Annotated in this window: 22 protein-coding genes; 5 read left to right on the top strand and 17 right to left on the bottom strand. The window is 72.3% G+C overall.

Annotated features, from left to right (window positions below; all coding sequences use genetic code 11):
* Positions 1-128: 128 nt before the first annotated feature.
* The gene (locus tag ABZ154_RS11160) at positions 129-599 is read right to left on the bottom strand and encodes a MarR family transcriptional regulator (RefSeq protein WP_356831190.1); all 471 of its coding nucleotides are present in this window, start codon (positions 597-599) and stop codon (positions 129-131) included.
* A gap of 71 nt (positions 600-670) precedes the next feature.
* On the opposite strand from ABZ154_RS11160, the gene ABZ154_RS11165 reads away from it, so the two are divergent.
* Positions 671-1,363 carry an HAD-IA family hydrolase gene (locus tag ABZ154_RS11165; protein WP_356831192.1) on the top strand — a complete coding sequence of 231 codons (693 nt, stop codon included), beginning with the start codon at positions 671-673 and terminating at the stop codon, positions 1,361-1,363.
* A 38-nt stretch (positions 1,364-1,401) separates the two neighbouring features.
* Here the strand turns inward: ABZ154_RS11165 and ABZ154_RS11170 are convergent, their stop codons facing one another.
* Positions 1,402-2,196, bottom strand: coding sequence for a TetR family transcriptional regulator (locus ABZ154_RS11170; RefSeq protein WP_356831277.1), 795 nt, complete (start codon positions 2,194-2,196; stop codon positions 1,402-1,404).
* A 59-nt stretch (positions 2,197-2,255) separates the two neighbouring features.
* The gene (locus ABZ154_RS11175; protein ID WP_356831194.1) at positions 2,256-3,029 is read right to left on the bottom strand and encodes a TetR/AcrR family transcriptional regulator; all 774 of its coding nucleotides are present in this window, start codon (positions 3,027-3,029) and stop codon (positions 2,256-2,258) included.
* 122 nt (positions 3,030-3,151) lie between these two features.
* Between ABZ154_RS11175 and ABZ154_RS11180 the strand changes: the two genes are divergently transcribed.
* Entirely contained in the window at positions 3,152-4,150 is a 999-nt protein-coding gene (locus tag ABZ154_RS11180) for an ATP-binding cassette domain-containing protein (protein ID WP_356831196.1), read from the top strand.
* Positions 4,143-4,937: an ABC transporter permease gene (locus ABZ154_RS11185; RefSeq protein ID WP_356831198.1), complete on the top strand. Its 795-nt coding sequence runs from the start codon at positions 4,143-4,145 to the stop codon at positions 4,935-4,937. Before ABZ154_RS11180 ends, ABZ154_RS11185 begins: the two co-directional genes overlap by 8 nt.
* Before the next feature lie 23 nt (positions 4,938-4,960).
* Here the strand turns inward: ABZ154_RS11185 and ABZ154_RS11190 are convergent, their stop codons facing one another.
* The 3 genes from ABZ154_RS11190 to ABZ154_RS11200 all read right to left on the bottom strand — a co-directional run bounded on the left by ABZ154_RS11190 (position 4,961) and on the right by ABZ154_RS11200 (position 7,862).
* Positions 4,961-6,211, bottom strand: coding sequence for a GNAT family N-acetyltransferase (locus ABZ154_RS11190; protein ID WP_356831200.1), 1,251 nt, complete (start codon positions 6,209-6,211; stop codon positions 4,961-4,963).
* 24 nt (positions 6,212-6,235) lie between these two features.
* Positions 6,236-7,210: an asparaginase gene (locus ABZ154_RS11195; RefSeq protein ID WP_356831202.1), complete on the bottom strand. Its 975-nt coding sequence runs from the start codon at positions 7,208-7,210 to the stop codon at positions 6,236-6,238.
* 139 nt (positions 7,211-7,349) lie between these two features.
* Positions 7,350-7,862: an ABC transporter substrate-binding protein gene (locus ABZ154_RS11200; RefSeq protein ID WP_356831279.1), complete on the bottom strand. Its 513-nt coding sequence runs from the start codon at positions 7,860-7,862 to the stop codon at positions 7,350-7,352.
* A 235-nt stretch (positions 7,863-8,097) separates the two neighbouring features.
* On the opposite strand from ABZ154_RS11200, the gene dtd reads away from it, so the two are divergent.
* The gene (gene dtd / locus ABZ154_RS11205) at positions 8,098-8,547 is read left to right on the top strand and encodes a D-aminoacyl-tRNA deacylase (protein WP_356831204.1); all 450 of its coding nucleotides are present in this window, start codon (positions 8,098-8,100) and stop codon (positions 8,545-8,547) included.
* Positions 8,548-8,604: 57 nt separating this feature from the next.
* On the opposite strand, the gene ABZ154_RS11210 is transcribed toward dtd, so the two are convergent.
* The 6 genes from ABZ154_RS11210 to ABZ154_RS11235 form a co-directional block, all read right to left on the bottom strand.
* Positions 8,605-9,570 carry a folate-binding protein gene (locus tag ABZ154_RS11210; RefSeq protein ID WP_356831206.1) on the bottom strand — a complete coding sequence of 322 codons (966 nt, stop codon included), beginning with the start codon at positions 9,568-9,570 and terminating at the stop codon, positions 8,605-8,607.
* A 10-nt stretch (positions 9,571-9,580) separates the two neighbouring features.
* Positions 9,581-10,021, bottom strand: coding sequence for a transcriptional repressor (locus ABZ154_RS11215; RefSeq protein WP_356831208.1), 441 nt, complete (start codon positions 10,019-10,021; stop codon positions 9,581-9,583).
* A gap of 58 nt (positions 10,022-10,079) precedes the next feature.
* On the bottom strand, positions 10,080-10,652 hold the full coding sequence (locus ABZ154_RS11220) for an FABP family protein (RefSeq protein ID WP_356831210.1): 573 nt from the start codon (positions 10,650-10,652) through the stop codon (positions 10,080-10,082).
* A 297-nt stretch (positions 10,653-10,949) separates the two neighbouring features.
* Positions 10,950-11,726 (bottom strand): hypothetical protein, encoded by a 777-nt coding sequence (locus ABZ154_RS11225; RefSeq protein WP_356831211.1) that lies wholly within the window; start codon positions 11,724-11,726, stop codon positions 10,950-10,952.
* 109 nt (positions 11,727-11,835) lie between these two features.
* Positions 11,836-12,732: a hypothetical protein gene (locus tag ABZ154_RS11230; protein WP_356831213.1), complete on the bottom strand. Its 897-nt coding sequence runs from the start codon at positions 12,730-12,732 to the stop codon at positions 11,836-11,838.
* Positions 12,729-13,502: a hypothetical protein gene (locus ABZ154_RS11235; protein WP_356831215.1), complete on the bottom strand. Its 774-nt coding sequence runs from the start codon at positions 13,500-13,502 to the stop codon at positions 12,729-12,731. Before ABZ154_RS11235 ends, ABZ154_RS11230 begins: the two co-directional genes overlap by 4 nt.
* Before the next feature lie 106 nt (positions 13,503-13,608).
* Between ABZ154_RS11235 and ABZ154_RS11240 the strand changes: the two genes are divergently transcribed.
* Positions 13,609-13,971 (top strand): DsrE family protein, encoded by a 363-nt coding sequence (locus tag ABZ154_RS11240; RefSeq protein ID WP_356831217.1) that lies wholly within the window; start codon positions 13,609-13,611, stop codon positions 13,969-13,971.
* 49 nt (positions 13,972-14,020) lie between these two features.
* Here the strand turns inward: ABZ154_RS11240 and ABZ154_RS11245 are convergent, their stop codons facing one another.
* The 5 genes from ABZ154_RS11245 to ABZ154_RS11265 all read right to left on the bottom strand — a co-directional run bounded on the left by ABZ154_RS11245 (position 14,021) and on the right by ABZ154_RS11265 (position 16,854).
* Positions 14,021-14,278 carry a DUF3099 domain-containing protein gene (locus ABZ154_RS11245; protein WP_030566678.1) on the bottom strand — a complete coding sequence of 86 codons (258 nt, stop codon included), beginning with the start codon at positions 14,276-14,278 and terminating at the stop codon, positions 14,021-14,023.
* 158 nt (positions 14,279-14,436) lie between these two features.
* Positions 14,437-14,724, bottom strand: a complete 288-nt coding sequence (locus ABZ154_RS11250; protein WP_356831219.1) for a DUF1416 domain-containing protein — start codon at positions 14,722-14,724, stop codon at positions 14,437-14,439.
* Positions 14,725-14,764: 40 nt separating this feature from the next.
* Positions 14,765-15,604, bottom strand: coding sequence for a sulfurtransferase (locus ABZ154_RS11255; protein ID WP_326704487.1), 840 nt, complete (start codon positions 15,602-15,604; stop codon positions 14,765-14,767).
* Positions 15,605-15,776: 172 nt separating this feature from the next.
* A complete protein-coding gene (locus tag ABZ154_RS11260; protein ID WP_350240574.1) occupies positions 15,777-15,857 on the bottom strand; it encodes a putative leader peptide in 81 nt (26 codons plus the stop codon).
* Positions 15,858-16,164: 307 nt separating this feature from the next.
* Positions 16,165-16,854, bottom strand: a complete 690-nt coding sequence (locus tag ABZ154_RS11265; protein WP_356831221.1) for a DUF2993 domain-containing protein — start codon at positions 16,852-16,854, stop codon at positions 16,165-16,167.
* Positions 16,855-16,874 lie beyond the last annotated feature (20 nt).

The following is a 16,874-nucleotide window of genomic DNA, read 5'->3' on the forward strand; positions in this document are numbered from 1 at the left end:
TCGGAACCGGGAGGCCGATTGTACGGCGGGCGACCCCGGCGGCCGGCGCCCGGATCCACCGGCCATGCCGGGCGCATCGGACGCACCGGACCCGCCGGATCCACCGGGCACGCCGGACCGCAGCCGGGTCAGGCGGTGAGGGCCGCAAGCTCCGCGTCGGCGCGCTCGGTGACCAGGGCGAGGACGCGGCCGGCGGCGGCCAGGTCCTCGGCGGGGATGCCACCCCAGATGCGGGCGGAGATGGGGGCGACCTCCGCGCCGACGGCTGCGAGGAACTCGCGCCCCGCGTCCGTGGGGCCGAGGTGCGCACCGTCGGCGACGAGCAGCTGCTTGGCCAGCAGCTCATCGAGTGCGTCGCGGATGTCGGCCGGATCCGCCTTGAGGGACTCCTGGACCTGGATGACGAGACCGTCCGGCGTCCGCGGGACGTCGGAGGTGATGGCGGCGCGCAGGGCGATCTGCTGCTGGAACGTGGCACCGTGCCGGGCCAGGACGCTCTCCAGGACGCCACGGGCGGCGTAGTGGGCCAGGCCGAGGCCACGGGCGTTGGCGGCAGGCGCGGCGGTGGATGCGGTGGTGGTGGATGCGGTGGTGGACATGGTTGTCTCCCTCTCCCAGCACACGTCCGGCCGTCGGCGCGCGACCGGCTCAAGGGAAAGCTATCGTCAACTTGCTTAACCATCAAGAAGTTAACTATCAGCATTCCAAGCAGTCACCGGCACCAGGAGCCGTACTCTGCGACCTCGACAACGTGATCCGCTTCTACGACACCGAACCCCTCGCCGCACGGGAGCGGGAGGCCGGACTGCCGGTGGGCACGACCATGGAGGTCGCCTACGCTCCCGAGATCGACCTCCCGCTCCTCCTCGGCCGGATCACCCCCGACGCCTGGGTGGAGGCCATCGCCGCCGGGCTCGCCGAGCGGCTGGGCGGGGACACGCAGCTGGCCCGCACGCTCGGGCGCACGCTTGCCGGGGCCCCGTTTCGGGCCGACGCGGAGGTGGTCGCCCTGCTGCGGCGGGCGCGTACCCACGTACCGGTGGTGCTCGTCACCAACGCGACGCTCCAACTGGATGACGACCTGGCCGTGTTGGGGCTGACGGACCTGGCCGACGCCGTGGTGAGCAGCGCGGTGGAGCAGGTGGCCAAGCCGGACCCGGTCATCTACCGGATCGCCGCCGAGCGGGCGGGCGTACCGATGGAGCGGTGCCTGTTCGTGGACGACCGGCAGGAGAACGTCGACGCGGCCACCGCCCTCGGCATGACGGGCGTGCCGTACCGGGAACCGGCCGACCTGCGGCGGGCGCTGGGGCCGTACGCGTACGAGGCTCTTGAGCAACAGCAGCCGTCCGGGCGACAGTAGCCGTCCAGCCGCGTGACCCCGGCCGCCCCGCGACGCGACTACAGGGTGGCCCGCCCCTCCGGCTCCAGCCCCCTCCGCAGCTGGACGAACGCCTCCTCGGCCGCCTGCACCGCGCCCGCGTACACCGCGTCCGCGCCCTCCCCCGTGTCGATCCGGCGCCAGTTCTCCTCGGCCAGGATGCGCAGGACGGCGATGACCTGCCCGGCCGCGAGCCGCGCGGTCACCCCGCCACCGAGGGCGCGGGCGAGGGCGGCCTCGGAGCGGCCCTGGTACGCGTAGAGGCGGGCCACCAGCGACGGGGTCCCGTACAACAGGCGGTGGAACGCCAGAACCTGGGGCACGTCGCAGAGCCCGGTCACCGGGTCGCGGCGGTCCAGGCCGGCCAGGAAGTGGCGGCGCAGCGCGTCCAGCGGGCTCTCGCCGGGCCCCCGGCCGCCGACCACCCGGGCCGCCTCGTCCTCGTGGTCGGCGAACCGGTGCAGCGCCAGGTCCTCCTTGGCGGGGAAGTACCGGAACAGCGTCGGCTTGGAGATGTCCGCCGCGGCCGCCACCTCCGCCACGGAGACCTTGTCGAAGCCGCGCTCCAGGAACATCGCGATCGCGGCATCGGAGATCGCCCGGTACGTCAGCTGCTTCTTCCGCTCCCGCAGGCTGACTCGGGCCGGTTCCGCGGCCGGCGCCCCCGCCCTCTCCCGCAGGCCGACTCGGGCCGGTTCCGCGGTAGGCGCCCCCGCCCGCTCCCGCCCCTGGCCGTGCTCCCGCCCCTGCCCCACCGCCCCGGCGCCGCTTCCGCTTCCGTTCCCGCCGCCGGCCTTCTCTCCGCTCATGACCATGAAGCGTACGCCCTTGACCTCGGCCGGACTTGATGTCGCGAGCACGACAGCACGGCCCGTCAGCCCTCTCCGGCGGTGCTCCGGATCAGGGCCTCGACCCCGTCCAGCAGGGTCGCCAGACCGAAGGTGAACTCGTAGTCGGGGTCGTCCGGTTCGCTCATCACGCCGGAGTTCAGCAGCCGGTGGATCGCCGGGTGGCGCGCCGGGTCGACCAGCCGCCGCAGGGTGCGCTCGTGGCCCGCGACCACCTCCTCGGGGGAGATGCCGCGCGCGGCGACGGCGGCGGCGAGGTCGCTCATCAGCATGGCCTCGCTGCGCACGAAGCTGGAGACCAGCAGGATCACCGAGATCTTGTCGCCCTCGCCGAGCCCGCTGCCCTCCAGTGCCTGGAGCCCCTGCTCCCACCAGGCGAGCGAGTTCGGGGTGGCGGGCGGGCCGCCGATCGGGATGCGGAGCACCCAGAGGTTGGCGAGGAACTGCTCGCGCTGCCCGGTCGCCCACTCGGTGAGCGCTTCCCGCCAGCCCGCCCCGGCCTCCAGGGCGGCCAGCGGGGCCGGCGGGCCGAAGGCCGCCTCCTGCATCAGGACGTACAGCTCGTCCTTGGCGGAGACGTACCGGTAGAGCGACATCGTGGAGGCGCCGACCTCCTGCGCGACCCGGCCCATGGACACGGCGGCCAGCCCCTCGGACGCCGCCACGGCCACCGCCGCCGCCACGATCCGCTCCAGGCTCAGGCCGGGCTTCGGGCCTTTGGCCGGGCGCTCCCGCAGCCCCCAGGCGGCCTCGATGGAAGGCGGGAGGTCACCACCGCCGGAGCTGTTCCTCGCCGTCACCGCATCCCCTTGCCCACGTCCGCCGCCTTCCGTGCACCCCCGCGCGCCTTGACCCCATCCTAGGGATGCGTAATGCTTACGCAGTAACGCGTATGTCATACGCAGAAGGGGGCCAGGCCACCATGACCAGCCCGACCACAGAGAACCCGAGCGCAGCGAACCCCACCACGGAGCACGGGTACGCCATCGAGGCGTACGGCCTCACCAAGTCCTACGGAGAACGCGGAAAACCCGCCGTACGGGTCCTGGACAACCTCGACCTCCGCGTCGGGCACGGCAGCGTCTTCGCCCTGCTCGGCCCGAACGGGGCGGGCAAGACCACCGCCGTACGGATCCTCGCCACGCTCACCACCGCCGACTCCGGCACCGCCCGCGTCGCGGGGTACGACGTCGTCGCCGACCGGAGCGCGGTACGCCGGGCGATCAGCCTCACCGGCCAGTTCGCCGCCGTCGACGAGACCCAGACCGGCGAGGAGAACCTGCGGATGATGGCCCGGCTCACCGGGCTCCCCCGCCCCGCCGCCCGCCGCCGGGCCGAGGAGCTGCTGGAGCGCTTCGGGCTCACCGGCGCGGCCCGGCGGCCCGCCCGTACGTACTCCGGGGGCATGCGCCGACGCCTGGACCTGGCCGCCGGGCTGGTCGGTTCACCAGAGCCCGGCGTCTTCTTCCTGGACGAGCCGACGACCGGCCTCGACCCGCGCAGCCGCCAGGAACTGTGGCAGGTGGTCCGAGGGCTGGCCGAGCGCGGGGCGAGCGTCCTGCTGACCACGCAGTACCTGGAGGAGGCCGACCGCCTCGCCGACCGGATCGCCCTGCTGGACAAGGGCCGGGTCGCCGCCGAGGGCAGTGCCGCCGACCTCAAGGGCCGGGTCGCCGGGCACCGCCTCGACCTGGTCGTCACCAGCCGCGAGGCCTACCTCCGGCTGGCCGGGCGCGCGGTCCACCACTCCCCCGAGACGCTGACCCTCGGGCTCCCCACGGACGGCAGCGCCGCCCACGTACGCGCCCTGCTCGACGAGATCGACCCGGCGGGCACCGAGATCGACCGCTTCACCCTGCACAGCGCGACGCTCGACGACGTCTTCCTGGCCCTCACCTCGGAGGTACCCGCCCATGCCTGAGACCGCCGTCCCCCTGGGGAGGGCACCGGGCCCTCTCACCCACGCGACCGTCATGGCCGGCCGCAGCCTGCGCATCAGCCTCCGCAACTCCGACGCCCTGATCATGTCGCTGGCCCTGCCGATCATGCTGATGATGATCTTCGTCTACTTCTTCGGCGGCGCGATCGAAACGGGGGCGGCCTACGACTCGTACGTCATGTACGTCGTCCCGGGCGTCCTGCTCCTGTGCGCCGGGTTCGGCGCCACGACCACCGCCACCGCCGTCAGCGAGGACATGAAGGGCGGCATCATCGACCGGTTCCGCTCGCTGGACGTGGGCGGTACGCCGGTCCTCGCCGGCCATGTGGCGGCGAGCACCGTCCGCAACCTCTGCGCCACCGTTCCGGTCTTCGGCGTCGCCCTGCTGATCGGCTTCCGCCCCGCGGCCTCCTGGAGCGGCTGGCTCCTGGTCGCCACCGTGCTGGTGGCCTACATCGTGGCGCTGTCCTGGATCTCGGCGGCGATCGGTCTGCTGGCCCGCTCCCCGGAGGCGGCGAGCGGGTTCACGTTCTTCATGTCGTTCCTGCCCTACCCGAGCAGCGCGTTCGCCCCGATCGAGAAGATGCCGGACTGGCTGCACGGCTTCGCCCAGAACCAGCCGATCACCCCGGCCATCGAGTCCCTGCGCGGGCTCCTGCTGGGCCAGCCGGTGGGCAGCGCGCCCTGGGTCGCGCTCGCCTGGGCCGGGGGGATGCTGGCGGTGGCGATCGGCGCCTCGGGGATGCTGTTCCGGATCAGGACGCGCTGACCACCGCCACAGCGGGCCCGGACTCAGAAGATGTCCGGGCACCAAGGGCGCCGCCCCGTACGGAAGACGGTGTCCGCGGTGCCCGCCGCCCCGGCCCGCAGCTCCTCGGCCCGCCCCAGGTCCACCAGCCGCCGCGCCGACTCGTCGCCCAGATACAGGGCCGCCAACTCCCCGGCCCCCAGGGCCAGGTCGGCGCTCCGGGTGGTCGGGGTGCAGCGCGCCCCGTCGGGCGAGACATCCAGCAGGAAGCGCCCTTCGGCCACTCCCCCGCCGTCCCGGACGTCCAGCACGAGCGACGCCTCGCGCTCGTAACCACGGGCCTCCAGCGCGCGCTCCACGTCCAGCAGCCGCAGCCAGAGCCAGTCCGCGTACGTGACCGTCCTCGCGGCCCGGGGGTCCGGGAGCAGCTGGGGGAGGAGGTCGTCGGGGGCGCGGTAGCCGGAGCGGACGGTGGTGATCCAGTCGACCGAGCAGAGGAAGTGCCAGAGCGCCCGCTCGGCCGCCGGGGTGAGGGCGATCAGGTCCCGTACGGTCGCGGTGTTCAGGGGCTGCTTGGCGTCGCCCCATGTGTCGTCGGTGCCGTAGACCATCAGGCCGTCGACCTCACCGTCCGCGTCGCGGTGGATGACGTAGAACGGTTCGACCCACTTCTCGTGGGCCGGGATGACGGTCGTGCCCGTGTGCCGCTTCCACCAGCGCTCGCTGCGGCTGACGACACCGGGCCGGAGCGCCGCCAGCCGGGCGTGCAGCTCGGAGCCGTACTTACGGACGTCGGCGCCGTCCACCATCTCGATCCGGCCGCCGCCCTCCGGCTGCCCCGACCGGCGGGGGTCGAGGCCGGCCCGGTGGACGGAGACCTCCCACTCGGTGGTCCAGGTGGCGGGGCCGAAGCCGAACCGCCCGTAGATCGGGTACTCGGCGGCGATCAGCGTGGCGACCACCTCGCCGCGCTCCCTGGCCGCCGCGAGGTCGCTCGCCATCATCCGGCTCAGCAGTCCGCGACGGCGGTGCGTCGGCGCCACCGTCACCCCGCTGATCGCGTCGGCCGGGACGGTGGCGCCACCCACCACGGTCAGCCGCTGGGCGAACGAGCGGAACGTCGCCACGCACCGCCCCGCGTCGAACGCGCCCTGGAGACGCGACAGATCGGTGTCGGCCAACCGCTCGGCGACATCGTCCTCGGCCGGTGAACCGGCCGTCAGGAAGCCGTTCTGCACCGCCCGCAGCCAGTCGGGGTAGTCGGACGCGGTGACGGTGCGGACATCGAGGCTCATCCCTCCACGCTAAGCAGGCGCGCCTCAGAATGTCGCGCGAATTTCCCCGACCTCCGCCGCCCCGCCGAGCAGCGGCGCGCGCCCGATCCGGGCGACCACCGGGGCGTTCACTCCGAGCAGCGCCAGAGCGCGGGCCAGGACCGGGCCCAGCGCCCGGACCGCACCGTCGTCGATCTTGAAGGCGAGGGCCCGCCCGTCGGCCAGCGCGACCGCCTGCACGGCCTCGGCGCCCATCTTGGAGAGCGTCCCGGGGACCTCGCTCATCAGCCAGGTGTCGGGACGCCGGGTGCCCGCCACGTACTGGGGGTGGGCGCGCATGGCGTCCGCGACCCGGCGCTCGGCGCTCCCCGGCTCCGCCAGCACGAAGGACCGGAACGCGCGGGCCAGACCGGTCAGCCCGATCGCCATCAGCGGGGCCCCGCAGCCGTCGGTGCCGAGCGAGGCGACCGGCTCGCCCGCCGCCTCGGCGACGACCTGGCCGACGAGGAGCTGGAGGGGGTGGGCGGGATCGAGGTAGCTCGCGGTGTCCCAGCCGTTGCGGACGCAGACGGCGAGCATGGCGGCGTGCTTGCCGGAGCAGTTCATGGTGATCCGCTCGCGTACGTTCCCGGCGGCGAGGTAGGCCTCGGCGGCGACCGGGTCCAGCGGCAGGTCGGGCGGGGTCTGGAGGTCGTCGGCGCTCAGCCCGTGCTCGGCGAGCATCTTCGCCACGAGTTCGAGGTGGAAGGGCTCCCCCGAGTGGCTGGCCGCGGCCAGTGCCAGCCGCTCCCCGGACAGCTCCAGGCCGGCCCGGAGGATCGCGGCGGCCTGCATCGGCTTGTTGGAGGACCTGGGGAAGACCGGGGCGGCGGGGTCGCCGAGCGTGTACTCCACGCTTCCGTCGGCGGCGAGCAGGACCAGCGAACCGCGGTGGCGGCCCTCGGTGAACCCGGACCGCACGACCTCGGCCAGCACGGGCGGGGCGGGAGCTATCGCGGCAGGGGCGTCGGTGGACGTCATGGTGGCCTTCCGGAGACGGTCGGTACGGGACCCGCCGCCCGGAAGGAAGGGCCGGAACGGTCGGGTGTGCGGGGACCCGCCGCCCGGAGGGATCGGCCGGACGGGCGGGGTGCGGGACCCGCCGTCCGGAAGGGTCGCTTCAGGCGAGCAGGTCGTCCACTCGGGCTTCCCCGTCACGGTACCTGCGGGCGATCTCCGCGCTGCAATCGTCGGTCGTGCGCTGGAGCTCGTGACGGCGCCGGGAGACCTGCTGCTCGTAGCGGACCAGGCGGCCCATCGCGTCGTGCAGCTCCTCGTCCGTCCGGGCGGCCAGGTCCGAGAGCTCGACCTCCGCCAGGTTCTCGGCGGCCAGCTGCCGGAACTCGTCCCCGCGCGGCGTCGTCAGCGTGACGTGCCGGGCGGAGGTGCGGTGCCGGGACGGGGCGTCGGCCAGGATCTCCGAGAGCCGGTCCACCACCGGCGTCTCCGGCACGGGCGCCTGCGGGTCCCGCCTGCGGGACAGTTCGGCGCGGAGGATGTCGATCCGGCCCTGGACCAGTCGGCGTACGTAACTGAGATCGGCCTCGTCCCGCTGCGCGTCCCGGCGCAATGTCCGCAGCTCCGGCAGCCGCAGCCCGCCGAACCCGGCCTCGCCGCCGCCCTGCTCCGGCACGGACGCGAGCCCGGGCAGCAGGGACCGCACGGGCGAGTGCAGGGTGCTGGTACGGGCGCTGCTGCCGGTGGGTGCGCCCGGTGCGGGCCCGGGAGATTGTCCGGCTCCATAGGTACTCATGCTGTTCCGTCCCCTCGACCGGTGCGTCGGCACACCGACATCGTGCATCGTGCCACCCTGCGAGGTGCCCCCGCCCACACTCTGTACCCGTTCAGCCCAAGATAGGTTGGTCTGTATGCGTGCAGTGGTACAGAGAGTGGACGGCGCGAGCGTCTCGGTGGCCGGAACGGGCGAGGGCCCGTCGGCGGCCGGCGTGGTCGGGGAGATCATCGGCGAAGGCCTGTGTGTGCTGGTCGGAGTCACCCATGGGGACACGCCGGAGAAGGCGGCGCAGCTGGCCCGCAAGCTCTGGTCCGTCCGCATCCTGGAGGGCGAGAAGTCCTGTTCGGATGTGAATGCCCCCCTCCTGGTGATTTCGCAGTTCACTCTCTACGGGGACGCCCGCAAGGGCCGCCGCCCCACCTGGAACGCCGCGGCGCCGGGCGAGGTCGCCGAACCGCTGGTGGACGAGGTGGTGGCCCAGTTGCGGGCGCTGGGCGCGGAGGTGGCGACGGGCCGGTTCGGAGCGGACATGCGGGTCTCGCTCACGAACCACGGCCCGTTCACCGTGATCATCGAGGTGTAGCCGCGGCGACCGCCGCTACGGCTCGACGCCCGTCTCCCGAGGTCCGGCGCCGGTCACTCAGGGCTCGACGACCGTCTCCTGGGCCGCCGCCGTGTCCCCGGCGATCAGCTCCGCGTCCACCGCCACGTTCCGCTTGACCAGCGCCAGGGCGATCGGGCCCAGCTCGTGGTGGCGGGCCGAGGTGGTGATGAAGCCGAGCTGACGGCCTTCCTCGCCGTCGGCGGCCAGCCGTACGGGCGTCCCGTGGCCGGGCAGGTGCACCTCGCTGCCGTCCAGGTGCAGGAAGACGAGCCGGCGCGGCGGCTTCCCCAGGTTGTGGACGCGGGCGACGGTCTCCTGGCCCCGGTAGCACCCCTTCTGGAGGTGGACGGCGGTGCCGATCCAGCCCAGCTCGTGCGGGATGGTGCGGTGGTCGGTCTCGAAGCCGACGCGCGGCCGGTGCGCCTCGATGCGCAGCGCCTCGTACGCCAGGATCCCGACGGCCGGGCCGTTGGCGGCCGCGTACGTCTCCAGGTCGGCACGGGGCAGGAACAGGTCCCGGCCCTGCGCGGTCTCCCGCACGGCGACCCCCTCCGGGACCTCCGCGATGGAACCGGCCGGGAGGTGGACGACGGCGGTGTCCTCGGTACGGTCGGCGACCTCGACCCGGTAGAAGAACTTCATCGACTCCAGGTAGGCGATGAGATCGCCCTGGGTGTCGGGTTCGACGTGCATCCACACCGTCGTCCCGTCGTCGACGAGATACATGGCGTGCTCGATGTGGCCGTTGGCGGAGAGGACCAGGGCCTCGGTGGCCTGGCCGGGGGCGAGATCGCTGACGTGCTGGGTGAGCAGCAGGTGCAGCCAGCTCAGCCGGTCGTCACCGGTGACGGCGACGACACCGCGGTGGGAGAGGTCGACGAGGCCGTTGCCGTCGGCGAGGGCGCGTTGCTCGCGGAACAGGTCGCCGTAATGTCCGGCGACTCCTTCGTCGCGGCCCTCGGCGGCGACGGCGCCGGGCAGGGACAGCAGGGGGCTCTTCATGCCGCCCAGCCTACGACTTGGGCTCCGCGTCCCTCGCGGCCGCACAGGCCTGGCAGCGGCCGAAGATCGCGAAGTGCTTCATATCGGTCTCGAAGCCGAAGCCGGCGCGCAGCTTGTCGGTGAACTCGGCGACGACGGAGAGGTCCGCCTCGATGACGCTCTTGCAGTCCCGGCAGACCAGGTGGATGTGATGGTGCCGGTCGGCCAGGTGGTATGTCGGGGCGCCATGACCCAGGTGGGCGTGGCTGACCAGCCCGAGCTCCTCCAGGAGCTCCAGGGTCCGGTACACCGTAGAGATGTTCACCCCGGACGCGGTTCTGCGGACCTCGCACAGGATGTCGTCCGGAGTCGCGTGCTCCAGGGCGTCCACGGCCTCCAGCACGAGCTGGCGCTGGGGCGTCAGCCGGTAGCCGCGCTGCCGAAGATCGGTCTTCCAGTCGGTGCTCACCACAGGGCCAGTGTAGGCGGGGTGAGCACCGGTCCGGAGGGCTCGTTCCGTGCAGGCGCTCCTACTTGAAGAACGCGATGCCGTCGTCGGGCATGTCCTCGAGGTTCCGCGCCATCTCGGCCACCTCTTCCGGGGTGACGACCTTTTTCAGGTGCGCCGACATGTACGGGCGCAGCTCGACCTCGGGGGTCGCCTTCTCGCCGACCCACATGAGGTCGCTCTTCACGTACCCGTAGAGGCGCTTTCCGCCGGTGTACGGGCCGGAGGCCGCGGTGCGGGCCACGGCGTCGGTGACCAGGTCGATCTGCGGCTTCTGGTTCGCCAGCTCGCCGTACCAGATCTCGACGACGCCCTGGTCGCGGACCATGACGACCTCGACCTTGCGGTCCTTGTCGATGCGCCAGTAACCGGACTCCGACTCCAGCGGGCGGACCTGGTTGCCGTCGGCGTCCAGGACCCAGGTGCGGGAGACGTACTCGAGGAAGTCACGGCCGTCGTGGCTGAACGTGACCTCCTGGCCGAAGTTGCACTTCTCGGCGCCGGGGAAGTCGGAAACGCCCGCGCCCGCCCACTTGCCGATGAGGAAGGCCAGCGGGACGAGGTCCGGGTGGAGGTCGGACGGAATCTCGATCATGAGCGGCTCAGACGATCTGTGAGGGTGCGAGGGGTGGGCGGGCCGGTGACGGCGAGGTTCAGCGCTGGCCCTGGTACAGCTTCTTCACGGCGACGACCGTGAAGGCGAGTACGCCGACGCAGACCAGGATGAGCAGGGCGGAGAAGAATGCCTCAAGCACGGGGGCTCCTCGGAATGAGCGGTATGGCGGCAGTACAGGGCCGGGCCCCAGCCTAATGGGTGGGGCCCCGGTCTTCTCGTCCAGGTACCGGCCGAACGGCGTCACCACCGCCCGGCCGGCACCTCCGGGACCCGGTCTCAGCCGAGCAGCTGGTTCTGCAGGATCACGGTCTGCTGGAACGGGATCCGTGCCGCTTCCTTCCTGCCCGGCCGCTCGTGCACGATCAGGGCGAGGGTGTCACCGGCACCGCTGTACGCCTGCCGGGTGTGCGCGGCGCCGTGCGGGGCCTTCTCGGTGAGGACGTAAGACGCGACCCCCTTGACCGCACGCGAGAACGTCCAGGTCGTGTCGAACTCCGTCTCCTCCGCCCCGGCCAGCGGCCGGTGCACCGAAAGGCCGATGCGCAGCTCGTCCCGTACGTGGGTGGCGAAGGCGGTCGAGTTGAACCGGAGCAGGTAGATCCGGGCCCGCGTGCCGTCCGGCATGGTCCAGCCCCGGGCCGCGATGTGCCGGGGCGGTGTGTCGACGAGGAGCTGGGCCAGCTCGTCCCGGTCCTCGGGCCGGTACTCGGCGAGGAACCGTTCCTGCTTCACCCAGCCGCCGTCGAGCGCCTTGTCCGGGGCGGCCCCGGCGGGAGCGGGCAGCAGCAGCTTCCGCAGGTCCGCGTGGTGGATCTCGGCGGTGTTGGCGTCGCTGAACGGGCGGGGCGCACCGGCCGGCAGCGCGGGCAGGGAGAGCTTCGGGTAGTCCCAGCGCCCGTCGCTCTCGGTGGCGAGCCCGGGGACGTCGGTCCGCTCGGCCGAGGTGATCGCCAGCGCCGTACCCGTACCGAGCCCGCCGAGGACCAGCAGGGCCGCCGTCCACCGCGCCGCGGCCCGCAGGGCACGGCGGGGCGGGCGGGGGGCCTCCGGCACGGCCGGGAGGCGGTGGGCGCGGCGGGGACCGCCGGATCGACGGGGCACACGGTGGGTGCCGGGTCCCCGGCCGGCTCGGCGAGGGCGGGTGCCGTGGTCTGCTGCTCGGTCATATGGACTCCCCGGGGGACGTGATGTGGTCGAGCTGCTCCTTGACCAGGCCGGCGACCGTGGACGCGCTGAACGGCTTCGGCCCTTCCGCCCCGACGGTCACCGACATCCCGCCCTCGTACGCGTAGCAGGCGATGCTGTCGAGCGGGTCCTCGTCGTCCTTGGGCACCCGGTAGCAGATGACGTTCTTGTGGCCTTCGATCTTCGGCCCCTTGCGCAGCACGCCGAACGAGTCCAGCAGGGCGGTCCGCCGCTCGTGGATGGTGCGGACCGCCCGCTCGTCCTCCATCTTGGCCACCTGGACGGTGAGCACCAGATCGTCGGAGCCACCGGTGTACGAGCGGTGGGCGACGCCGCGGACCCGGAGCTTGTCGAAGAACGTGTCGAGCTGACGGCGCTGCTTGCCCGCCAGGCCGCGCCCGGTCTCCTTCAGGGCGGCGGTGGCCTCCGCGCCGCTCGTCTCGCCGTCGTTGCCGAGATCACCGATGTCCGGGCCGAGCCGGTAGCCCTCGGGCACGGGCATCAGAAGCCTGCTCAGCTCGGTGTCCGTCCGGCCGCGGCCCGCGTTCGCGGCGGGATCGAGGCCCGGCCTGGGGGCGCTGCCGTCCCAGACGACCGTGGTGACGGTCCGGTCGGCGCCGTTCACGGCCTGCACGGTGTAGGCGGCGGCACCGCCCACCGCGGCGAACACCAGCACGAAGGGCAGCACGGTGAGCACCACCCGGCGCCGCTTCCGGACGGGAGCCCCCGGAGCGGCGGGCCCCACGGGCACTACGGGCGCCTCCGCGGCTCCGGGCACCTCCGCGGCTCCGGGCACCTCCGCGGCTCCGGGCACCTCCGCGGCTCCGGGCACCTCGGGGGCTGCGGGGGTCGTCGTCCCGACGTCGTCGCTCACAGGCGCTCCAGCTGTCGTTCGGCGAGGACGCGGATGTCCTTCTTGCTGATGGGCTTCATGTCGGCGATGTTGATGTCGATCATGATGTCGCCGCGCACGGCCAGTGCCCTGGCGCGGTAGAAGGGCAGGTAGCCGGCCTCCCGCTCGACGGCGTACAGGAAGTAGCGGCCGGAGCCGGTGCCTTCGAGCGGGTCGCCGGTGTTCCCGGCCCCTTCCGCCGCTTCCGGCATGTACGAGAGCTGTCCTCCCAAGTGATCGGCGGCGCCCATGACCGCGTTCGACCGGAACTGGACCAGAGTGACGGTGGACTGCCGGTACTCCCCCTGCATCCATTCGGCCACCGCGATCCGACGCAGGTCGTTCTCCGCGAGGTACAGGAACATGTCCCGCTCGTCCTTGAACTGCCGGACGTAGTCCGGGAACGGCAGCCACTCACCGCCCTTCCCGGGATGCGACGGAGAGGCACTCGCCCCCTTGGGCCGCTCCACGAGCAGCTTGCGCAGATCGCCGTCCGTCCTCACCTGGCGGTCCTCGGAGACCGGCAGCGGGGCCGCGGCCTTGCCTGCGGGGAGCTGCTTCGCCGGGTAGCCGAGGCCGGACTGGGCGAGGACGGGCAGGGGTGTCGGTGGCCGCTGCGCCTGGATGCCGTAGCCGACGGCGGCGCCGCCGGAGATCCCGAGCAGGGCCGCGGCGGCGATGATCAGCGCCGTACGGCCACGGGGCCGGGGTCTGGGTCCGCCGGCAGGCGAAACGGTGTCGTTCGGTTCCAAAAGGGGTCCCCCACAAAGAGTTCGAGGCGCAGTTCGCATACGTGCGCGCACAAGTGACTCGCAGGTCAGGGGGGAGGTTGCCTGCCGGACGATTACAGTTCGGCCTATGCCGAAGAAGCTTGTGATCAAGGTGACCGCCGGGCCCGAATCCGCCGAGCGCTGCTCGCAGGCCTTCACCGTGGCGGCGGTGGCCGTGGCCAGCGGCGTGGAGGTCTCGCTCTGGCTGACCGGGGAGTCCTCGTGGTTCGCGCTGCCGGGCCGGGCCGCCGAGTTCGAGCTGCCGCACGCCGCCCCGCTGCCCGATCTGCTCGACTCGATCCTGGCGGGCGGGCGGGTCACCCTCTGCACGCAGTGCGCGGCCCGTCGCGAGATCACGGAGAAGGACGTGCTGGAGGGCGTACGGATCGCGGGGGCGCAGGTCTTCGTGCAGGAGGCCATGGCGGACGGCGCGCAGGCGCTCGTCTACTGACCTCTTCTTCAGACGCCTCAGTACCCCGGTACCGCCTCACCTCAGTACCTCAGTACCGCTTCCGGCCGTCCAGCTCGTCCCACCACTCGTCGGACTTCGGGTCGCCGGAGGGGTCGTCCCACCACCGGTCCTCCGGCCCGCGCCGGTTGGCGAGCACCGCGGCGACGGGCGGGATCACCATGGCGACCAGGCACATCGCGACGGCGGCCGGCATCGACCACAGGCGCACGACGGCCCAGGCGGAGACGAAGAGGGCGACGCATCCGCCCATCATCCAGAAGTAGCCGCGTCGGCGTCGGGCGTACATGCCTCCAGCGTAGGACCGCGGGACCGTTTCCGGCCCTCCGTGACAGCGCGGCACAGGACGGCGCGAAGGGCCGCCCCCCGCGTCAGGTGGCGTCCAACCCCCTGGGGTGCGGCCCTCCGGCCGTTCTGTGCCGCCGGTCAAGCGGCCATGCCGTGGACTCAGACGGCGATCGCGACCTCGGAGAGTCCACCGGTCTGGGCGACGACCGTGCGGTCGGCGCTGCCGCCCGGGACCAGGGCGCGGAGCGTCCAGGTGCCCTCGGCCGCGTAGAAGCGGAACTGTCCGGTCGCCGAGGTCGGGACCTCGGCGGTGAACTCGCCGGTCGAGTCCAGCAGACGCACGTACCCGGTGACGGGCTGGCCGTCGCGGGTCACGCTGCCCTGGATGGTGGTCTCACCGGGCTTGATCGTCGAAGCGTCGGGGCCGCCGGCCTGTGCTCCACACATGGTTCTGTCCTTCTGGTCGGGTCGTGCGGGTCGGTCGGGGTTACTTGGCGGGGCCGAGCTCGATCGGCACGCCGACGAGGGAGCCGTACTCGGTCCACGAGCCGTCGTAGTTCTTGACGTTCTCCTGGCCGAGCAGCTCGTGCAGGACGAACCAGGTGAGCGCGGAGCGCTCGCCGATGCGGCAGTAGGCGATGGTGTCCTTCGCCAGGTCGACCTGCTCGTCCTCGTAGAGAGCCTTGAGCTCGTCGTCCGACTTGAAGGTGCCGTCGTCGTTGGCGTTCTTCGACCACGGGATGTTGCGGGCGCTCGGCACGTGGCCGGGGCGCTGCGACTGCTCCTGCGGGAGGTGGGCCGGGGCGAGCAGCTTGCCGCTGAACTCGTCGGGCGAGCGCACGTCGACCAGGTTCTGGCTGCCGATGGCCTTCACGACGTCGTCGCGGTAGGCGCGGATCGACTCGTCCTGCGGCTTGGCCTTGTACTCGGTGGCCGGGCGCGTGGGTACGGCGTCGGTCAGGTCGCGGGAGTCCAGCTCCCACTTCTTGCGGCCACCGTCGAGGAGCTTGACGTTCTCGTGGCCGTACAGCTTGAAGTACCAGTAGGCGTAGGAGGCGAACCAGTTGTTGTTGCCGCCGTAGAGGACGACCAGCGTGTCGTTGCCGATGCCCTTCTCGCTGAGCAGCTTCTCGAAGCCGGCCTGGTCCACGAAGTCGCGGCGGACCGGGTCCTGGAGGTCCTTCGTCCAGTCGATCCGGATCGCGTTCTTGATGTGGTTCTTCTCGTACGCCGAGGTGTCCTCGTCGACCTCGACGATGGCGACCTGCGGGTCATCGATGTGGGCCTCGACCCAGTCGGCGTCTACCAGGACGTCGCTGCGGCTCATGTTGTTCTCCTCCGGGGCAGTCTGCGGCGGGTGGTGCGAGATGCGGAGTGATCGTGCGGGGGTGCGGGTGTACACGCGGCCGGACGGAGCGCGGCGCGTACGGGGCACGGGGGGCCGGCCCTGACGGTGGTCGAAGGGCCGGGGCGAGACGGGACGGAACGAACGGCCCCGCTCAGGAGGTGCGACAGAGCATGGCGGCGACGCGGCACAGGTCTACTGCCCGCCGCTTCGTGAGATCCGCCTGTCGCTTCATGGGTCCGATCGTAGGGAGGTACGGGCGGAGATGTCACCGTCGTGTCGCATGATGAGACGCGATCATCCAGAATGCGAGACGCGGCGTGGCGAAGCGCGCCCCGGAGCCGGTTTGTCGTCGCTCTTCGCCCGCATCACCGCTACGGACCGGACATCGGCGTCTCACTATCCGGATCGGAGGGCCACGGGATCCGCATCGGAGGGCCCTCGGGTCCGGATCCGAGGGTCGTGGGTTCCTGAGCCGAGGGCCCCTGAAGTCGGAATTCGAGGGCCGTGGGTTCCTGAGCCGAGGGCCGTGGGGCGGGAAATCAGCCCGTCAGCGAGACGTCCGAGCCGTTCAGCGCGATCTCCAGGCCGTTCCCGGTCACCTGGATCTTCTGGAGTTCCAGGCCCTTGGGCAGGCCGTCGACTACCCCCTCGAAATCCGTCTTCGTCCGCACCAGCCGCTCCACCCCCGGGATGCCCTCCCCCGGGACCTCGTCCGCGCGCACCTTGATCGTGTGGGCGTCGGTCCGGGTCACGGTGGAGACCACGCTGCGGGAGATCGGTCGGCCGAGGATCTCGACCGTGCCGGTGACCTTCACCTTGCCGTCGCCGCCGTAGGCGACGGTGACGCCGTCCTCCGCCGCCGCCGTCAGGTCCTCGTACGAGACGACGGCCGTGCCGGTGGCACGGGCGGCCGTGGCGCTGGAGTAGCCGGCGCCGAGCTTCACGTCGTGCAGCCGCGCCCGCACCTCGCCGACGCGTATCGCGCGGCCCGCGGCCTCGGTCTTCATGTCCTTGAGGGTGACATCGACCCGGTCGAGCTCCGAGGCGGCGAGCTGGGTCAGGAAGGGGAAGCCCCTGATCGAGATCTCGGTCGTCCCCGCGCTGCCCCCGCTGATGCTGACCCGGTCCTCGGCCTCCGACTCGGCGAGGTGGAGCGCCAGCCGGTCGGCGGCGACGAAGAGGCCGCCGACCACCACCAGCAGGATCAGCAGTATTCGCAGTGCGCGCATGTGTGTCGTTCCCCCGCCTC

The organism is Streptomyces sp. NPDC006261 (assembly GCF_040613515.1).
Taxonomy (GTDB): domain Bacteria; phylum Actinomycetota; class Actinomycetes; order Streptomycetales; family Streptomycetaceae; genus Streptomyces.

What these genes read in the sequence shown, in the direction of transcription:
- ABZ154_RS11160 (WP_356831190.1), bottom strand. Translation starts at nt 599, where the DNA reads ATGTCCACCACCGCATCCACCACCACCGCATCCACCGCCGCGCCTGCC.
- ABZ154_RS11170 (WP_356831277.1), bottom strand. Translation starts at nt 2,196, where the DNA reads ATGGTCATGAGCGGAGAGAAGGCCGGCGGCGGGAACGGAAGCGGAAGC.
- ABZ154_RS11180 (WP_356831196.1), top strand. Translation starts at nt 3,152, where the DNA reads ATGACCAGCCCGACCACAGAGAACCCGAGCGCAGCGAACCCCACCACG.
- ABZ154_RS11185 (WP_356831198.1), top strand. Translation starts at nt 4,143, where the DNA reads ATGCCTGAGACCGCCGTCCCCCTGGGGAGGGCACCGGGCCCTCTCACC.
- ABZ154_RS11190 (WP_356831200.1), bottom strand. Translation starts at nt 6,211, where the DNA reads ATGAGCCTCGATGTCCGCACCGTCACCGCGTCCGACTACCCCGACTGG.
- ABZ154_RS11195 (WP_356831202.1), bottom strand. Translation starts at nt 7,210, where the DNA reads ATGACGTCCACCGACGCCCCTGCCGCGATAGCTCCCGCCCCGCCCGTG.
- dtd (WP_356831204.1), top strand. Translation starts at nt 8,098, where the DNA reads ATGCGTGCAGTGGTACAGAGAGTGGACGGCGCGAGCGTCTCGGTGGCC.
- ABZ154_RS11210 (WP_356831206.1), bottom strand. Translation starts at nt 9,570, where the DNA reads ATGAAGAGCCCCCTGCTGTCCCTGCCCGGCGCCGTCGCCGCCGAGGGC.
- ABZ154_RS11220 (WP_356831210.1), bottom strand. Translation starts at nt 10,652, where the DNA reads ATGATCGAGATTCCGTCCGACCTCCACCCGGACCTCGTCCCGCTGGCC.
- ABZ154_RS11240 (WP_356831217.1), top strand. Translation starts at nt 13,609, where the DNA reads ATGCCGAAGAAGCTTGTGATCAAGGTGACCGCCGGGCCCGAATCCGCC.
- ABZ154_RS11245 (WP_030566678.1), bottom strand. Translation starts at nt 14,278, where the DNA reads ATGTACGCCCGACGCCGACGCGGCTACTTCTGGATGATGGGCGGATGC.
- ABZ154_RS11250 (WP_356831219.1), bottom strand. Translation starts at nt 14,724, where the DNA reads ATGTGTGGAGCACAGGCCGGCGGCCCCGACGCTTCGACGATCAAGCCC.
- ABZ154_RS11255 (WP_326704487.1), bottom strand. Translation starts at nt 15,604, where the DNA reads ATGAGCCGCAGCGACGTCCTGGTAGACGCCGACTGGGTCGAGGCCCAC.
- ABZ154_RS11260 (WP_350240574.1), bottom strand. Translation starts at nt 15,857, where the DNA reads ATGAAGCGACAGGCGGATCTCACGAAGCGGCGGGCAGTAGACCTGTGC.
- ABZ154_RS11265 (WP_356831221.1), bottom strand. Translation starts at nt 16,854, where the DNA reads ATGCGCGCACTGCGAATACTGCTGATCCTGCTGGTGGTGGTCGGCGGC.